Annotated in this window: 10 protein-coding genes; 3 read left to right on the top strand and 7 right to left on the bottom strand. The window is 36.8% G+C overall.

All coding sequences use genetic code 11. The annotated features are described in order from the left end of the window. The first annotated feature begins 144 nt into the window (after positions 1 to 144). Positions 145 to 1,260 carry a taurine catabolism dioxygenase TauD gene (locus tag WN975_RS07885; protein WP_337966043.1) on the top strand — a complete coding sequence of 372 codons (1,116 nt, stop codon included), beginning with the start codon at positions 145 to 147 and terminating at the stop codon, positions 1,258 to 1,260. A gap of 342 nt (positions 1,261 to 1,602) precedes the next feature. Here the strand turns inward: WN975_RS07885 and WN975_RS07880 are convergent, their stop codons facing one another. Continuing rightward, positions 1,603 to 2,133: an NAD(P)H-dependent oxidoreductase gene (locus tag WN975_RS07880; protein WP_337966042.1), complete on the bottom strand. Its 531-nt coding sequence runs from the start codon at positions 2,131 to 2,133 to the stop codon at positions 1,603 to 1,605. 158 nt (positions 2,134 to 2,291) lie between these two features. On the opposite strand from WN975_RS07880, the gene WN975_RS07875 reads away from it, so the two are divergent. Together WN975_RS07875 and WN975_RS07870 are read left to right on the top strand one after the other, a co-directional pair. Beyond that, positions 2,292 to 2,660, top strand: coding sequence for a helix-turn-helix domain-containing protein (locus tag WN975_RS07875; RefSeq protein WP_099708118.1), 369 nt, complete (start codon positions 2,292 to 2,294; stop codon positions 2,658 to 2,660). A gap of 49 nt (positions 2,661 to 2,709) precedes the next feature. Beyond that, positions 2,710 to 3,132 (top strand): MgtC/SapB family protein, encoded by a 423-nt coding sequence (locus tag WN975_RS07870; RefSeq protein WP_099708117.1) that lies wholly within the window; start codon positions 2,710 to 2,712, stop codon positions 3,130 to 3,132. A 533-nt stretch (positions 3,133 to 3,665) separates the two neighbouring features. On the opposite strand, the gene WN975_RS07865 is transcribed toward WN975_RS07870, so the two are convergent. The 6 genes from WN975_RS07865 to WN975_RS07840 all read right to left on the bottom strand — a co-directional run bounded on the left by WN975_RS07865 (position 3,666) and on the right by WN975_RS07840 (position 18,555). After that, positions 3,666 to 4,514 (bottom strand): outer membrane beta-barrel protein, encoded by an 849-nt coding sequence (locus tag WN975_RS07865; protein ID WP_337966041.1) that lies wholly within the window; start codon positions 4,512 to 4,514, stop codon positions 3,666 to 3,668. Positions 4,515 to 4,565: 51 nt separating this feature from the next. Then, on the bottom strand, positions 4,566 to 13,568 hold the full coding sequence (locus WN975_RS07860; RefSeq protein WP_337966040.1) for a T9SS type A sorting domain-containing protein: 9,003 nt from the start codon (positions 13,566 to 13,568) through the stop codon (positions 4,566 to 4,568). Between the two features lie 15 nt (positions 13,569 to 13,583). After that, positions 13,584 to 14,720: an ABC transporter substrate-binding protein gene (locus WN975_RS07855; RefSeq protein ID WP_337966039.1), complete on the bottom strand. Its 1,137-nt coding sequence runs from the start codon at positions 14,718 to 14,720 to the stop codon at positions 13,584 to 13,586. Positions 14,721 to 14,774: 54 nt separating this feature from the next. Further along, on the bottom strand, positions 14,775 to 15,353 hold the full coding sequence (locus WN975_RS07850) for a tail fiber protein (RefSeq protein WP_337966038.1): 579 nt from the start codon (positions 15,351 to 15,353) through the stop codon (positions 14,775 to 14,777). Between the two features lie 533 nt (positions 15,354 to 15,886). Then, complete coding sequence (locus WN975_RS07845; RefSeq protein WP_337966037.1) at positions 15,887 to 17,371, bottom strand: DUF4157 domain-containing protein; 1,485 nt, start codon at positions 17,369 to 17,371, stop codon at positions 15,887 to 15,889. Positions 17,372 to 17,433: 62 nt separating this feature from the next. Further along, positions 17,434 to 18,555 carry a hypothetical protein gene (locus WN975_RS07840; RefSeq protein WP_337966036.1) on the bottom strand — a complete coding sequence of 374 codons (1,122 nt, stop codon included), beginning with the start codon at positions 18,553 to 18,555 and terminating at the stop codon, positions 17,434 to 17,436. Between the last annotated feature and the right edge of the window lie 92 nt (positions 18,556 to 18,647).

Raw genomic sequence — 18,647 nt, 5'->3', positions numbered from 1 at the left:
AAAAATAAATGCTAAAAATTTTATACGAATGTCCGTACATATTAAAACATATGTATCTAATGTTTAAGTTTTATTTAATTGAATATTAAGTAATTGTAAATTTTATCACCCACATCTTTTAATAACTATAAATGAATTGAAAAAATGAAATCACAATCAATTATTGCAGAGGAAAGGCCTGCGAAAACAAGTTTAAGTTTTGAAATTCCTACAAAGCCATTAATAGTAGTAGTTACGCCTCAGGAAAGGAATATTTTGTCGAATGTTGGCAATCTTTTAGTGAAAGCTTTTGATCATTATGAAAACCCCGATTATATTGCCGCGCTTCATCTTCACGCTTTTCAATTGCTTCCGGAACGCCTTAGTAGAATTTTGAGTCAGTTTGGTTCTGATTTTTCTGCTAATCAATATGGGGCAATTGTTTTTCAGGGTCTTTTGGAAGTAGATCAGGAAGATTTAGGGCCAACACCTCCAAACTGGCAAGGCGCTGATTATGCAAAGCTGAATAAATACGGATTTATATGTTCGCTTCTTCACGGGGCAGTTCCTTCTAAACCGGTGCAATATTATGCGCAAAGAAAGGGTGGAGGACTTTTGCACGCTGTGATTCCTGACGAAAAAATGGCTGCAACTCAAACCGGATCAGGTTCTAAAACGGATTTGTACGTTCATACCGAAGATGCTTTTTTGAGCAATCAGGCTGACTTTTTGAGTTTTCTTTATTTAAGAAATGAGGAAAGGGTTCCTTCAACTTTATATTCGATTCGTTCTCACGGTGAAGTTAATGAGACTATGGAAAAATTATTTGATCCGATTTATCAGTGTCCAAAAGATGCTAATTATGATGATGATCAGGCAATTCCTGGTCCAACGGCTTCGGTTTTATACGGAAACAGACAACTTCCTTTTATTCGTTTTGACGCCGCCGAACAAATATTCAATGAAAATGCGGGACAAACTCCGGAAGCTCTTTATAATTTAACTGAATTTTGGAACGAGGCTAAGGAACTTATAAATAGTGAATATGTGCCAAATTCCGGTGATGTAATCTTTGTAAATAATCATTTGTGCGCACATGGGCGAAGTGCTTTTGTTGCGGGACAACGCGAAGAAAATGGCAAGATTGTAAAATGCGAACGCCGACAAATGCTTAGAATGATGAGCAAAACTAGTTTAATTCATATGCGATCTGTAACTCAGACTAACGATCCTTATTTTATCATGGAAGAGCATTTGGGGAAAATTTTTGATCTGGATTAGTTTTTTTTAGATGCAAGATTTTAGAAGCAAGAAGCAAGAGGCAAGATGTTAGATGCAAATTGTAGCGTATTTTTTTCTTTTTTTTTTTATTTTATAAAAACCTCTAAAGTATTGATTTTAGAGGTTTTTTTGTTGTTTTTTGTCATTGCGAGGAACGAAGCAATCACATTTGCTAAATCAAATTTCGTGTCTTAATGTTAGTGAGGTTGCTTCGTTCCTCGCAATGACAAGATTGTGGTTAGTTTGTTGCCAATCTTTGTCGAGTTTCTAGTGTGATTTCTCCTCCGTCGAAATGACAAGATTATGGTTGTATTGTGGATGATCTTTATGACAAAATTATGTTTACAAAGCTTCCAGAAATGAAATATATTCTTTTGTATTATTTTCTAGTTGTTCTGTGGTTACTTCGTGTTCTGCTCCGTAAAAAGCAAATAAGGGTTTGTAATCTGCTTTGATGTAATTGAAAGAAACTTCAAATGGCGCCGTTAGTTGTTCGAGTGTGTATTTGTATCTTCCGTTTTGGCTGTAATCTTCTTTATTAATTCCTGCTGAAATACTTAAGGCTATTTTTTTATTGGCTAATTTATAAGGGCTATTTTTTCCGTAAGCCCATCCGGAGATTACAACTTCATCGAGCCATTTTTTGAATAAAGGCGGGCAATTGAACCAGTAAAATGGAAACTGAAATATAATTTTATCGTGATTTTCTACTAATTCTTGTTCTTTTTTAATGTCGATTTTTTCGTCTGGATATAAACTGTACAAATCGTGTATGGTATATTGATCTGGATATTTATTTAATTCTTCGATCCATCTTTTGTTTATAATGGATTTTTCGAGATTGGGATGAATTATAATTACAAGTGTTTTCATTTTTTTTCTATTAAAATTTGCTATTGCAAAGATCAAACACATTGATAAATACTACAATAAGGGGCGAATTAATCCCATAGTGATAAATTAATCCCTATTCATTTTTCTTATAAAAACGATATTTGTTTTCTATTTTTGTAATACTAAATGAATATTTTATGTATCAGCGAAAAATACCAATTGATTATAACTGCGGTCTTACTGTAGCTATGGAAGTGTTTGGTTCTAAATGGAAATTTTGTTTGTTGGATGAAATTTCAAAAGGTATAAAACGTCCCAAGGATTTGGTTAATGCGATTACGGGGATTACGAAACGCGTATTGCAAAACCAGCTTAAGGAATTGGAATTTCATGGACTTTTAGGAAAAACTGTTTATTATGAAGTTCCGCTGCGTGTAGAATATTTTCTAACGGAAGAGGGCGAATCATTAATGCCTTTGATTTCTGCTATTGATAAATGGGGATTGGAATTTGCTCCTCAGTTAAAAAATATATTAGAAAATCAAACTGTTGAAGTAGAAAGCTAATATCTGCTTTTGGAAACTTTTATTTTTAATCTTATAAAATCATATCATATTGAGTACTACAGAATTTTTAACCCGACTCGTAATTGCTTTGTTTGCAGGATTAATTATTGGTTTTGAGCGTCAATGGCATCATAAAGAAACTGGTTTAAAAACAAATATGCTGGTTGCAACCGGTGCGGCAGCTTTTGTTTTGTTGTCTATAAAAGTGGCTGGAACGGCACCAAATATTGATGTTACGCGTATTACTGCTCAAGTTGTTATGGGCGTTGGTTTTTTGGGTGCGGGAGTTATTTTTAGGGAAGGTGCCAATGTACACGGATTAAATTCGGCGGCTACAATATGGTGCAGCGCGGCTATTGGCTGTATTGCTGCTTCGGGGTATTTTGTTGAGGCTTTGATTTGTACTTTTTTGGTTGTTACTGTAAATACTGTTTTGGAACCTGTTGAGAATTGGTTGAGAAACAGGAAGTGATTTTTTTTTAACCGCAAAGATAGCAAAGGTCTTTTTCTTGGATTGCGCTTAATAAACACAAAGTTCGCAAAGCTTTATCAATTATAGCTTTGCGAATTTTGTGTTTTAAAGAAAAAGATATTTGCCTTTAGGTACAAAATATTGGTAGTTTTTTTACCGCAAAGATAGCAAAGGTCTTTTTTTAGATTGCGCTTAATAAACACAAAGTTCGCAAAGCTTTATCGATTATAGCTTTGCTAACTTTGTGTTTTAAAATTTGTATTAAAAAAAGATGTGCCTTTAGGTACAAAATGGTGGTAATAACTATAGGCTCATTGTTCGTTGGCGTGCCTTTAGGTACATAATTGTTATTATTTTGTTGCGTACCTACGGCACGCTAAATCATTTCTGCGCATATTTTTTTCTACCAATATTTAGTGTCTAGCGACACAAATTGTGGAGGATTATATATTAATAAAAAAGCCGATTTTCGTTAAGAAAATCGGCTTTTAATTTTTCCCATTTTATGGAAAGATTATCTAAATTGTAAAAACTTATCTCAAGGCATATCTCAATTTAAGTCCGTATGAAACCAATCTGATATTATTTGTGAATTGGGTATTAAGTGAACTGTTGTAGTGCAGTTGTACTGGCAATGCAGGATTATATTCGACTAGATTTTTATTGTTGTTTTTATCTATTATGTCATTTAATCCATAGTCCAGATAAAGTCCGATGTAAATTGCACTTCTGTCTCCAACTTTTTGTTTTAGACCTGTTTCAAAAGTAGCAGAATAAGAGGTCTTAGTAGTAACATCTTGCTTACTTACCTTAACGTCATCTGTACTTGCAAATCCTGCAAATGTCGGTCCAAACAATTCAACATTGTATTGTGGATAATAACCGCTTGTAGTAAGATTGTGCATTTTTGTTTCGTAGTTTCCGCTTACTGCGAATCCTACTTTAACACCGGCAGCTACATACAATTTTGTTGGTCCCGGATTCTCATATTGAATCGTAATTGGAACATTCACATATCCTAAATTTTGCTTCTCTCTTAATTGAGTTGCTTTATATCTGAATTGAAATGATTCATTTTCGGCATCAGTAGTTGTATATTGCCCTGCTAAATACGCGAATTTTACATCAGAACGATACGTTTGATATTCTGCACCAATACCAATACTTATGCCTTCGTTTAAATAATACGAATAGCGAAGTCCGGCACTGATTCCGTTTCCAGGGACTACTTGTCCTGCGCTAGGATACTTCAGAAATGAAAATGGACCTGCTACAGAAATTGATAGTTCTTGTTTTTTATCCTGAGCATTACTTTTTAGAGATGTTCCTAAAAGTACCGTAATCATCAATGTTGATGTTATATAGTTTATATATTTTTTCATCTTTAATTGTTTTTTATGTCAGTGCTATTGAATGAATAGCACTGACAGATATTATTTATTTACAATTACTTTTAGTGTTTTCTTGATATTACCAGTTTCAACAACTACGATATACATACTTGTTTCTGCTTCTGGTAATTGTATCTCAGTTTGTATTGAAGACGATTTAACCGTTTTGATCAATTGACCTGATACAGAATATAGACTAATTTGCATGTTTGCTAATTCTTCTACAGGGAAATCTGCTTCAACAGTAATTGTTTTTCCAGTCTGAATTGGATTTGGATAAAGTTTCGCTTCTGCTGTTTTTGCCAGTGTAATTTTACTGTTACAAGTCTGAAGTACTTTTCCATCTTTTGTAGTCATTTTTACGCTGTAATCTGCTGTTGGATCTAATGTTGTTCCTAAAGCATTTCCTGCTGAATAATACTGACCTGTTCCAATTGGCTGACCGTTTTTAAACCATTCGTACGATACAAATTCGTAACCTCCATTAGTTAATGGATTGTTATTTACAAGAAGTACGTTATTGAATTTTTGACGAACGATATCAAAGAATCCAAATGGTTTTTCTACAGTGATTGTATAAGTATTACTTACACTTCCATCTTCAGAAGTAACTGTTACGTTTTGCGTATAAATTCCCGGTTTTGGAGTACTGATATTAAAGTTAGCAGATGGAGTAATAATCGCATTTGTTTCATTTACAATAGAAACACTTGGATTGTTTTCATCACATGCCATTACGTATTTAATATTATTACCTGGAGTAAGGAATGTTTGGCTTCCAATAGTAATTTTTGCAATTGATACATCATTATTCTTGATCACAAGAAGTTGAGTAACGTCTGGAGCTGGTAAATAATTGTTATCACCATCCTGATGTGCAGTAATTGATATTGAACCTGCTCTTAACAAATTTACTAAACCTGTAGTTGCAGAAACATTTGCAGCCGGCAGGGCAGTAGGAGATGTAAATGAGTAACGTATTGCTAATCCTGAATTGGCAATTGCAGCTAAATTGAAGGTGTTAATTGCTCCAAGAATTTTAACTGGTATAGCTCCAAAAGTAATCTGTTGTGCTGCTTTTTTAATTGTAAGCTGCGCAGTTAGAGTTACAGGAGTACAATTTGGCGTACTTGCAGATGGTGTTACTGTAGCTGTTATGCTGTAATCACCTGCATTTATTGCTCCATTTGGCGTTCCTGTTGAAGGAGTTATTGCATAAGTTACTGTTGCTCCTGCAGGAAGATTTCCTACTTGTATAGTATTAAGACTTCCGTTATAAGTAAACTCTGTATCGATAAATGTTACAAGATCTAAAGGAGATGCTGTTACATTAACTGTTTGATTTTGAGTTGAAATATTTCCGTGTCCGTCATTATAGCTCCATGTAATTACGTGAGCACCAACAGTTGTATAATTTAAAGGATCTGTTGTAGTTCCATTAATTATTCCTGCACAGTTGTCAGTTGCTGTTGGAACAGGAATCTGAGCTGCAGTAATTGAACAACTAGCATTAATCGCAGGCAATGTTGCCAAATTAGGTACCGGAGCTGTTACATCAGGAATTGTTATTATGCTTAGTGCTTTTGTCACTGAACATCCGTTTGCATCTGTAATAGTTACAGTATAATTTCCTGCGCTAAGACCTGTTGCAGTTGCAGCAGTTCCACCAGAAGGTGACCATGCGTAAGTATATAAACCTGTTCCTCCAGTTGCAGTTACAGTTGCAGATCCATCTGCTGCTCCAAGACAAGTTACATCTGTTTGTGTAGTTGCCGCAGTCAAGATAGATGGTTCAGTAATTATAATACTTTGAGTTGCGATACATCCATTAGCATCGGTTACTGTTACAGTATAATTTCCTGCGCCAAGTCCTGTTGCTGTTGCAGCAGTTCCTCCAATAGGTGCCCATGCATAAGTATATGCACCAGTTCCTCCGGTTGCAGTTACAGTTGCAGATCCGTTAGTTGCGCCATTGCAAGAAGCATTTGCGTCAACTGTAATAGAAGCAACTATTAAGCTTGGTTCAGTTATCGTAACGCTTTGAGTTGTAGTACAGCTATTAGCATCTGTTACAGTTACTGTATAAGTTCCTGCACTAAGTCCTGTTGCTGTTGCAGCAGTTCCGCCAGAAGGTGCCCATGAATAAGTATAAGTACCAGTTCCTCCAATTGCTGTTACTGTTGCAGATCCTGTAGCTCCTCCGTGACAATTTACATTTGTTGGTGTAATTGTCGCAGTAATTGCATTAGGTTCTGTAATTGTAAAACTTTGTGTTGCAGTACAGTTGTTAGCATCTGTTACAGTTGCTATATAAGTTCCTGCGGCAAGTCCTGTTGCTGTTGCAGCAGTTCCACCAGATGGAGACCAAGAGTATGTATAAGTTCCTGTTCCTCCAGTTGCAGTTACAGTTGCAGATGCATTGCTAAGTCCGTTACAAGTAACATCTGTTTGACCTACTGCTGAAGCTGTTAGTACAGCTGGTTGCGCAATTGTAAAACTTTGTGTTGCAACACAATTGTTTGCATCTGTTACAGTTACTGTATAAGTTCCAGGACTAAGACCTGTTGCAGTTGCAGCAGTTCCACCAGAAGGTGCCCATGCGTATGTGTAAGTTCCAGTTCCGCCAGCTGCAGTTACAGTTGCAGATCCATTGTTAAGTCCATTACAAGTAACATCTGTTTTATTTGTTGCTGAAGCCGTTAATGGAGTTGGTTCTGTAATTGTAAAACTTTGTGTTGCTGTACAATTATTTGCATCTGTTACTGTTGCAATATAAGTTCCCGGACTAAGTCCAGTTGCAGTTGCAGCAGTTCCACCTGATGGAGACCATGAATATGTATAAGTTCCAGTTCCGCCAGTTGCATTTACGGTTGCAGATCCATTATTAAGACCGTTGCAAGTAACATCGGTTTGACCTAATGCAGAAGCAATTAAAGCAGCTGGTTGAGTTATAGTAACGCTTTGAGTTGTAGTACAGCTATTAGCATCTGTTACAGTTACTACATAAGTTCCTGCGCTAAGTCCTGTTGCAGTTGCAGCAGTTCCACCAGAAGGTGACCATGAATAAGTGTATAAACCAGTTCCTCCAGTTACAGTTGCAGTTGCAGATCCGTTTGTTCCACTATTACAGCTAACATTTGTTGGAGCAATTGATGCTGTAAGTGCATTAGGTTCTGTAATTGTAAAAATTTGTGTAGAAGTACAATTGTTTGCGTCTGTTACGGTTGCTGTATAAGTTCCTGCACTAAGTCCAGAAGCTGTTGCAGCATTTCCGCCTGACGGAGACCATGAATAAGTATAAGTTCCTGTTCCTCCAGTTGCAGTTACAGTTGCAGATCCTGTAGTTCCTCCATTACAAGAAACTTCCGTTTGACCTGCTGCCGAAGCTGTTAAAACAGTTGGTTCTACAATTGTAAAACTTTGTGTTGCAGTACAGCTATTTCCGTCAGTAACTGTTACAGTGTAAGTTCCCGGACTAAGTCCAGTTGCAGTTGCAGCAGTTCCACCAGTAGGTGACCAAGAATAGGTATAAGTACCAGTTCCTCCAGTTACATTTACAGTTGCAGATCCATTGTTAAGACCGTTGCAAGTAACATCAGTTTGACTTCCTACAGAAGCAACTAATGCATTTGGTTCAGTTATCGTAACGCTTTGAGTTGTAGTACAGTTATTAGCATCTGTTACAGTTACTGTATAAGTTCCTGCAGCAAGACCTGATGCAGTCGCTGCATTTCCGCCAGTTGGCGTCCATGAATAAGTGTATAAACCAGTTCCTCCAGTTACAGTTGCAGTTGCAGATCCGTTTGTTCCACTATTACAGCTAACATTTGTTGGAGCAATTATTACTGTAAGTGCATTTGGTTCTGTGATTGTAAAACTTTGTGTTGCAGTACAATTGTTAGTATCTGTTACAGTTACTGTATAAGTTCCTGCAGCAAGTCCTGTTGCTGTGTCAGCAGTTCCACCAGAAGGTGCCCATGAATATGTGTATGTACCAGATCCACCAGCTGCAATTACAGTTGCAGATCCTGTAGTTCCTCCATTACAAGAAACATCCGTTTGACCTGCTGCCGAAGCTGTTAAAACATTTGGTTCTACAATAATAAAACTTTGTGTTTCAGTACAGCTGTTTCCATCAGTAACTGTTACAGTATAAGTTCCCGGACTAAGTCCAGTTGCAGTTGCAGCAGTTCCACCAGAAGGTGACCATGAATAAGTATATGAACCAGATCCTCCAGTTGCAGTTACAGTTGCAGATCCGTTATTAAGACCGTTGCAAGTAACATCTGTCTGACCTCCATTAGAAGCAACTAATGGGCTTGGTTGAGTTATTGTAACGCTTTCAGTTGTTGTACAACTATTAGCATCTGTTACAGTTACTGTATAAGTTCCTGCAGTAAGCCCTGAAGCTGTTGCAGCAGTTCCACCAGTTGGAGACCATGAATAGGTATATGCACCAGTTCCTCCGGTTGCAGTTACAGTTGCAGATCCGTTAGTTCCTCCATTACAGCTAACATTTGTTGGAGCAATTGTTGCAGTAAAAGCATTAGGTTCTGTAATTGTAAATGATTGAGTTATTTGACATAAATTGCCATCTGTAATCGTTACAGTATAAGTTCCGGCAGTAAGTCCGGTTGCTGTATCTGCAGTTCCGCCAGAAGGTGACCATGCATAAGTATAAGAACCAGCTCCGCCAGTAACAGCTACAGATGCAGATCCTGTAGTTCCTCCGTGACATAAAATATCAACTTGAGATGGTGTAACTGCTAAAGCAGAAGGTTCAGTAATTGTAAAGGTTTTTACAATAGAACAACCATTTGCAGATGTAATTGTTACTGAATAATTTCCAGCTGTAAGGTTGCTTGCAGTATCGCTATTTCCGCCAGACGGTGACCAAACATAAGTAAATGGACCCGGTGCTCCTGATGGAATTACTGAAGCTGAACCTGTATTTGTACCATTACAGTAAACATCAGTTTGAGATGTAACAGCAACTAAAGTATTCGTTGTATTAATAAAAAAGTTTTTAGTAAGCGTACATCCATTAGCATCTGTGATTGTACAAGAATGACTTCCAGCAGCTAATCCCGTTACTATTGCTGATGTTTGACCAGAAGACCATAAATAAGAATATGGAATTGAACCGCCACTAACATTTACAGCTGCCTGACCACCTGTTGAACAGGTTGCATCTATTTGAGATGTTGTAGCACTTAAGATTGCAGGTTCAGCAATAGTGATTGATTGTGATACAAAACAACCTTTAGCATCGGTAACTAAACAGCTGTAATTTCCAGGTGTCAAACCAGTTGCCGTTGCTGCAGTTCCACCAGAAGGTGACCAAATGTATGTATAAGAACCATTTCCACCTAATGGAGTTACGGTTGCTGTTCCTGTTGCGCCACCGTTACACAATACATCAGTTTTAGTAATTGATGCCGTTAAAGGTGCAGGTTCATCTATCGTAACACTTACTGTTGCGCCACATGTATTTCCATCTTGGATTGTGACAGTATAAGTTCCTTGAGCAAGTCCTGATGCAGTCGCAGCATTACCTCCTGTAGGTGACCATGAATATGTATATGAACCAACTCCTCCTGTTGGAGTTACAGTTGCTGATCCATTAGTTCCTCCATTACATGAAACGTCCACTTTTGAGATCGTACCAGATAGTTGAGTAGGAGAACTAATTGTAATAGTTTTAGTTAATGTACATCCTTTTGAATCAGTAATTGTACAAGTGTAATCTCCGGCAGGTCTGCCCGAAATAGCTGATGTTGAACCACCTAAAGGTGCCCATGAATAAGAATAATTTGGTGTTCCTCCTGATACCGTAACACTTGCAGTTCCATTAGACCCACCAAAACAACTAACTCCAGTTGATGCTGTAGTTGCTGAAAGTGCAAATGAAGGTTGATTGATAGTGAAACTCTGAGTTGTTGAACAAGAATTATCATCAGTTACAGTTACAACATAATTTCCGGCAGTTAATCCAGAGGCTGTTGCTCCTGTACCACCAGATGGCGACCAAGAGTAAGAGTAAGAACCAGTTCCGCCTGTTACATTTACAGTAGCAGATCCCGTAGTATCTCCATTACAATTTACATTAACGGTTGTCCCTGCTGTAGCAGTTAATGCTGTTGGTTCTGTTATTGTAATTGATTCTGTAGTAGAACAACTTTTACTATCTGTAATTGTTACCGTATAAGTCCCTGCTGTTAAACCTGTAGCAGTATCTGCAGTTCCTCCTGTAGGTGACCATGAGTAAGTATAACCAGGTGTTCCTCCTGATACAACTACACTGGCTGAACCAGTTGCAGCTCCATTACATAATATATCAACATGAGAAGGTGTTACCGCTAAAGCAGATGGCTCTACAAGTGTAAAAGATTGAGTTGCTATACAACCTTTAGCATCGGTAACGGTAACAGTATATGTACCGTCCTCAAGACCTGAAGCAGTAGCTGCAGTTCCTCCAGATGGAGACCATGAATAAGTATAAGGTGTAGTTCCTCCCGAAACTGCAACTGTTGCAGATCCGTTTGCTCCACTATTACAACTCGGATTAGTAAATGTATTCTGAGAAGCTACTAATACAGTTGGTTCAGTAATAGTAAAAGCTTGTGTTACTGAACAAGAAAAAGAATCAGTAATAGTTACAGAATAATTTCCTGCCAATAAATTTGATGCTGTGGCTGAAGTCGCGCCATTAGTCCAAAGATAAGTATAGGTTCCCGATCCTCCGGTAGGAGTAACCGTTGCAGAACCAGTATTACCTCCATTGCAACTTACATTTACTTGCGTTGGAGTAGGGTTTATAGCCGTTACTGTTCCTACTGAAATATTATTGAAAGTTCGGCTACATGAATTAGCATCAGTAACTGTTACACTGTAAGTTCCAGTGACAAGTCCAGATGCTGTTGATCCGGTAGCTCCGTTTGACCATAAGTATGAATAATTTGGAGTACCTCCAGATACTGTAATTGTTGCAGATCCATTAGATGCTCCAAAACAACTAACAGCAGTTGTACTTGCAATTGCTGTAAGTCCTGCTGCTGGTCCGCCTACTACAATTCCAGAAACAGTAGTTGGACAGCCATTATTATCTGTGATAGTAACGCTGTAAGTTCCAGCTGTAAGATTATTTGCTAATGCCGCACTACCTCCTGATGGAGACCATGAGTAAGTATATCCTCCAACACCTCCTGATGCAGTAACTGTAGCACTACCATTATTTCCTCCAAAACAAGAAACCGGTGTAGTAACATAAGTTCCGCTAACAGCGGCTGTAGGTCCTCCTACAACGATTCCTGTTACAGTTGTAGAACATAAATTTGCATCTTTAACGGTAACACTATAAGTTCCGGCTGAAAGATTTGTAGCTGTAGCAGATGTTGCTCCGTTTGACCATAGATAGGTTTTCGTTCCTGTTCCTCCTGCCGGAGTAACAGTTGCTGTACCATTACCGCCTCCAAAACAAGAAACTGCTGTTGTAGAGGAAGTTGCAGTCAGAGCGGCTGTTGGCCCTCCAACAATAACACCAGAAATAGTTCTTGAACAAGCATTACCATCTGTAATAGTAACGCTGTAAGTTCCGGGTGCAAGTCCAGATGCAGTTGCTGCGGTACCTCCAGATGGAGACCATGCATAAGTATATGATCCAACACCTCCTGTTGCATTAACATTTGCAGTACCATTATTTAATCCAAAACAAGTTACTGGAGTTGTTGAAGTTGCTCCTCCAATTACTGCAGGTTGTGTTATTGTAAAAGCTCTGGTAATTTGTGTGCTTTCACCATCAGTAATAGTTACCGTATAGTTTCCGGCAGCAAGATTAGAAGCTGTTGCTGCGCTTCCTCCAGATGGAGACCATAAATAGGTATAATTTAACGTACCACCAGTTACATTAACAGTGGCTGAACCAGTTAAAGCTCCATTACAAAGTACATCAACTTGTGGAGTTGATGAGGTACTTAAACCTGCACCTGTATTAAATGTCAATTCAGTACCATAACTGGTACCGGCACTGTTTGTAGCATAAGCTCTGTAATGAATAGTTGTTCCAGAAGGAAGTCCTGTTATTGTCGCGCTAAATGTTCCTGTTCCCGTTCCGTTTTGAACTTTATGATCAGCACCAACAGTTGGAGCTGCAGTTGTCGCCCAAACAATTCCTCTTTGAACTGTTGCGTCACCACCATCTGCGGTTAAATTTCCACCCATTACAGCAGAAACAGCTTTAACACTTGTAGCTGTTGTAGTAGTAACAGTTGCAACTACAACAGTAGATACTGCAGGTGTAGGGTAACTAGTAGGAGTAATTCCTAAATCAACGTTTCCGGTACTATGTGACCAGTATGTGGCTGAAGGATTATTAATTTTTGCCAATAATTCAGCAGTAGTACCTGTTAAAGTCCCTATGTATTTACTGTTATTTTGTTCAGGGGGAACTCCTGCCGGAAACAACGAAATACAAGTTTCACCGTTGGTTAAACCAGGAGGTAATGAACTTTCAGATCCTCCAAATGAACTTACTTGTGCTGCATTACTCCATGTTGTTACAGGGTCATAATCTGAAGCGTTATAATCTGCATGGATACCTCCAATAAATGTAGGTGACGCTGGTCTTGGACCCGTTGCAGACTGATACGCCAATATTTGGTCGCCGGCATTAGGAAGATTAAAACCTGAACCTGACGCAAGTGTTACTCCAGTTGTACCTGTAACTGTAAAAGTATCAGCCGAACTTTCGACTATTGATACAATTCTACCAGCAGGTGTAAAGGCTGGAACAGTCCACAATAAATTTGTTTCGACGTTTGTTGGAGTCCATGAACCGTTTCCCCAGCCATCTTCTGTAAAATATACAAGCGTTCCGGCATTGATATCTTTAAGAGTGATAAAAGAGAAACCATCGGTTGGAGTTCCCGCTTGATAACCAATAAATGCTATATCACCTGGCGCCAAGACAGTTGCTTGGGCTTTAAGGTTTTGTTGTACAAAGAATGTACACAAAAAGATGATAAATAAGAGTAATTTTTTTTTCATAACATACAGTTTAGTTTAATGACATAAATAGGCATTTTGCCATCCGCCTACATAATCGGGCTTAGTAAATGAATTAAAAGCTCTGGTAAATTGCCCGTCATTTACAAATGTTTCAATTTTATTAAAGCTTATATCGTTAGAAGAATCAAAATTTAATTTATACATATAATGATTAAATATTGTTCTGTTAGTGTCCTTATCAAATTTAATATTGCCTCTTGGTCCAGTAATATTCAATTTGCTAATCAGGTTAATTAAAGAACTTGTATTAAGATTGTTTTCTGCATTTAGAAGAAGGTTTTCTAATATAAGTCCATTTTCATATCCCAAAATAGAAAAGACTGTTGGGACCTCTGAGTATTTATTTTTATAATCCTCAGTAAAATTGCTGTTATCACTATCATTTTGCATCCATGAACTCACTACATAAAGATCGTGCGGTTCATTTTTATAATCTTCAATAATTTTATCATTGATAAAAAACGGAGTAACATAAAACGGATACTTTTTAGTGATTTTATTTTGACTTACAAAATCAGCATTTTCTTTTGCATACAAACCACTGTAGAAAGCAAAAACAGCATCAGGTTCATACGAATTAATAAACTGTCCCATGTATTCAGATTCATCTTCTCTGGGCACAAAAGGAGTGATGTAGTGGCCTGAAAAAATTGGATTTTCTTTAAAAGCATATTCAATTGCCGCCAGCATACCATAACCCGAATCATAAAATGAAGTTGAGGTTACGACTTTTTGATAGTTTTTGGCGATTAAATAAGTTCCTAAATGATAACAGGATTCCGTTAATCCAAAAGAATTTATATAAACACCTTTATAAGGAGATGTTTCATAAGGCATAGTTGCTCCGGTATCTGCAGCAAGCAATAGTATATCGTTTTTGGAGGCATAGTTATAAACTTCAGTCATGTTATAATGCCCAAAAAAACCAACAATAATAGATATATCCTCTTGAAAATTTAATTTTTGTATTTTATCAATTATCATTTTTTCATCAGCACCAATACCAATACTTTCCACAAAAAACTTCACATTGAGATTATTAAGTTTTAATCCTCTCATAAAATCTTTGTCCAGGGTAGGGTATTGTTGTGATTTTGGAATTAGAATTCCTATTTTAATAATATCTTCCATAAAATGAGATTAAAAAAACAGAGGCATGATTGCCTCTGTTTCATTTTAATTGTATTAGTTTCTACTTGGGAAAATTCCTTCCATAGCGATACAAAAGTTTATACCTAAGTATGGATTTCTTGAGGCAAATGGTTGGCTACCTCCAGCAACACCTGTAGCACCGCTAATTGTTGCAGTTACACCACCAACTGCATTACTTGTTCCTCCAGGTTCACTATAGATATTTGGAGTAGTTCCGCCAGCAGCAAAATTATTATTACCGCCATCAGGATCATTGCTGATTGGTTTTAAGCTTATTGCACTGACAGCCACAGCAATAGGAGACGTAGCCGCAACAAGAGGATGACCATGTATAGGCATATTGTTTGCTGTAAGCGTAATGGTTTCAGTACCACTTATTTGTCCCATCACGACATTAGCTAAGCCATTTCCTTGTCCTTGACCTACAAGAGATCTACCTCTTAAATCAGGCAAAGCAAATGTAGATGTCCCATTGCCTCCATAAGTTGTTCCTAGTAGTGCAAAGAGTGCATTGTATTGTGATATGGGAACTAGTTGCCCATAACATAATTGCCAACCTCTAGGGTTAAAGTTAAATCCAAATGCTAGAATTGTTCCTAAAAATACGTCCATAATTTTTTTTGTTTAATTGGTTAGTGTTAATATTAGATTTGTTAATCATTTCAAGTTTTAAATTGAAATATATTTTTGTTAATGAAATGCTAAATTACTTTATATAACTCTCTTAGAAACAGGTGTTTTTACCTGTTTTTAAAAGAACTTTCTGCTGATTTAGGATTCTTCTTACGAAGTAACTCTACTTTGAAACTTTCCGGCGCTATCATTTCTCTTTTCAGTTTTTAAAATTAAATATCCGACGCATAAAATCTGGATAATATGACACAGAACAGTTTTTTCGTGTCATAAAATCGCTTTTTTGTGTCACAGTAATTTTGATTGATTATTGCTGAAGAAGCTTAATTTTTGTCAATCAAAACACAGAGACTTTATTGAAAGTTGTAATAAGGAATATCTTTGTAGGCTTATACTGAAGTATGCTTTTTCGATTTGAGATAATAAATTTATAAAATAAATATGACATAACTATCAGAAAAACAGATTTTTCTAAGTTTATTCTTATTTTATTTTAATTTTTTAATCCAATTTTATTGGACCCCAAACAGTTTTTGTAAAAAATGAAGTCCGACTCCAACTGCAATACCCGTTGCTATTGCTGGAGCAGCAGCTGCTCCGGCTGCAATCGCAACACCACCAGCAATTATTCCTCCAACAGCAGATCGACGAGCTTTTTTAGCAAGAGGATTAGAAGATGCTGCCAATGTCGCAACTTGACCAACTAAATAGGCACGTAAAGGCCATTTGCCTGTTTTGATATTAGCGGAAGCTTCTTTCAACCATTTATATCTGTTTTCATTTTCTTTTACAATATTGTTACGGTAAATAATCATTAACTGCCCAATCGCATCTGTATTTGTAAAAATAGATACAGGATTACCATCATCTGTGGCTGCGATTCTTCCTAAATCGAATAAAAATGAAAAGGTTAAATCTTTTAATGCCTGATCTCTTTTTTCGCCTTCTAGTTTACTTGCTATAGAATCGCCTGTATTTAGATATAAGTTTTTATAAACATTATATCTTGTACTATTTCCGCCTGCGAGGCTTTTTGCCAGATTTACGTGATCACGTTGTCTTGATCTGCCTTTTTTCTTTCCTGATTCAATTTCATTTGGATATTTTGCTATTTTGCCCTTAATATCATTATGATGATCCTTGTTTTCATCGTCAAGTTCACTAATTGCATCACTTTGATTATCAGCTTCCCAACCTCCATCGTCTAGCATTTCTTTTCCCATAAGGTTATCTGCAAAAGTGTGCACACCAATTTCATGGATAAACATCCCGATTAAATTTCCTATTGAAACTTTTTCCAAATACCATTTATTTAATTGAACACCAATATTTCCTTTTTTACCAGGATGAAACTTTGTTCCTTTATGATGATTCCATGCAGGAGTCATTTCTCCTTTATTAGTGATTTCTATTTCGATGGAATCATTTGGAAAAACAGGCTGAAGAGTATGTTGTATTATATTTACAAGAGTATTGAACGTTTCGATAGTTTTTTTATCATCTCCCAACATTTCCATAGAACCGGGTTTAGTCGAAATCGTCATTCTTTGAATAGTTTCAGAAGATGTATTTTCGTTTACATTCTCCTTCATTTGCAAAGTAGGTTTTACTCTGCCTTGTTTTTGCTGCACAACATGCCAGGCTTCATGAGGCAAATGTTTTTCTTGTCCCGATGCTAAATGAATATCTGTACCTTGAGCATAAGCATGCGCATTAAGTTGTTGAGGTTTGTTTGAGTTATAATGTACCTTTACATCATCCATAGAATGTCCCGAAAGATTTTCTATTCCCGATTTCAGATGGTTGGGTAAACCCGTATTATTTGCTTTTTTTTGAATGGGTTTAAAAGTAGATTCCTGACCAATTGCTTTTTCAGAAAGTTTTTTTTGCACGGCATTTGATTCTCTGTTATCCTTTAACTGAATAGCATTAGTATTCACATTAGCTGCGCTAGTCTGTGTTTTGTTTTCATGTATTCTTTCCTGACGTTGTTCCATTTTGTTGGTTTTAGGAATCTACTTTTTATAGGCTATGATTCAGTTTTGAATTATAAAACAGCTTAAACCTTTTTATAATTTTTAACAACAATATCATTTAATGGAGTTGGGATTAAAGCGTTTACCGTCAAAGGAACATTCTTAATACCTTCTTTATCCCAATGTGTAAAATCTCCATTGACGTAGTTAATTGTACACAATATGTCGTTACCTTGACTACGTGTACCGTGTGAACCTTCTGTAGTTCCGGGAATCCAGACTTTGTCAGCAAATTGAAAGAAGCAGATACCTAATAGTTTATTAGGGTTTTTAGCAGCATACTCAATACTTCCGGCCAATTGTCCGTCTACAACTTCTTGATAATTTGAAAGCAATCTGTTATTTCCGATTTCTGTAAATATAATTGGCTTTTGATATTTTTCGTATGCGATATCAACGTATCCTTTTCCGGATGCTTCGGCATTTTGAAATAGATACTCGCGATCATTATAAGTTTGTGGAGCCAGAAACAAACGTTTGTTTAAGTTCTTAGTTGTTTTTTTATCCAAAACCGCAAACAAAGGATCCCAAAAACCAAAGCAAGGATACTTAGCCCCATATGTTGCAAAATCAACAGGATGTCCAATTAGTACTTCTCTATAATTTGGATATTTTGATGCTTCAATATCAGCCCAGGAAGTTGTAAAATCGATACAGTGTTGCGCATTATAACCATTTCTGGCAGGTTCATTTCCAATAACAATTCCTGCAACAGCACTGTGGTAATCTGTTTTTTGACTATTAGAAAAAGAATCAATCAATTTAGGAATTTGTATATCTCGATCCTTTAGTCCGTTATCATCACCCGGCTTTACAAAATAACAAGAAACAGATACCAGAACTTTTATATTAAATGAATTGCAATAATCCAGAAACTTCAAATGATTATTTCGTGGATCCCAATCGTATAATCTAATAAGAGTAACTCCCATATTAGCCAATGTCTGAATATCATTTCTGGCTTTATTTGGTCCGTTAAGATCACAATGACTTCCGGCTTTAGAAGTATATTCTTTTCCCCACATAGGAGTCATACAATCATAAGCAACATCACTTCCATAGAAGATTAAAGTATCATTTGCAGTTGATGGATCATATCCGTGAGGATAAGGTGCGTAGCACATTCCGTTGAAATTTTTGTTCATAATGGTTGATTTTAATGGTTAATGAATAAATTATTTATTATTTAAAAATTCTTTATTTATGTCTCATATTGTAAGATTCCAGATATCAAACA

This window comes from uncultured Flavobacterium sp. (genome assembly GCF_951805225.1).
Classification (GTDB): domain Bacteria; phylum Bacteroidota; class Bacteroidia; order Flavobacteriales; family Flavobacteriaceae; genus Flavobacterium.
Note: the sequence above shows the minus strand (reverse complement) of the source record. Positions and strands in the feature narration are given on the sequence as shown.

Bases quoted from the DNA above. Each gene is read 5' to 3' on its own strand.
- WN975_RS07840 (WP_337966036.1), bottom strand. From the start codon at position 18,555: ATGAACAAAAATTTCAACGGAATGTGCTACGCACCTTATCCTCACGGA.
- WN975_RS07875 (WP_099708118.1), top strand. From the start codon at position 2,292: ATGTATCAGCGAAAAATACCAATTGATTATAACTGCGGTCTTACTGTA.
- WN975_RS07860 (WP_337966040.1), bottom strand. From the start codon at position 13,568: ATGAAAAAAAAATTACTCTTATTTATCATCTTTTTGTGTACATTCTTT.
- WN975_RS07885 (WP_337966043.1), top strand. From the start codon at position 145: ATGAAATCACAATCAATTATTGCAGAGGAAAGGCCTGCGAAAACAAGT.
- WN975_RS07845 (WP_337966037.1), bottom strand. From the start codon at position 17,371: ATGGAACAACGTCAGGAAAGAATACATGAAAACAAAACACAGACTAGC.
- WN975_RS07865 (WP_337966041.1), bottom strand. From the start codon at position 4,514: ATGAAAAAATATATAAACTATATAACATCAACATTGATGATTACGGTA.
- WN975_RS07850 (WP_337966038.1), bottom strand. From the start codon at position 15,353: ATGGACGTATTTTTAGGAACAATTCTAGCATTTGGATTTAACTTTAAC.
- WN975_RS07855 (WP_337966039.1), bottom strand. From the start codon at position 14,720: ATGGAAGATATTATTAAAATAGGAATTCTAATTCCAAAATCACAACAA.
- WN975_RS07880 (WP_337966042.1), bottom strand. From the start codon at position 2,133: ATGAAAACACTTGTAATTATAATTCATCCCAATCTCGAAAAATCCATT.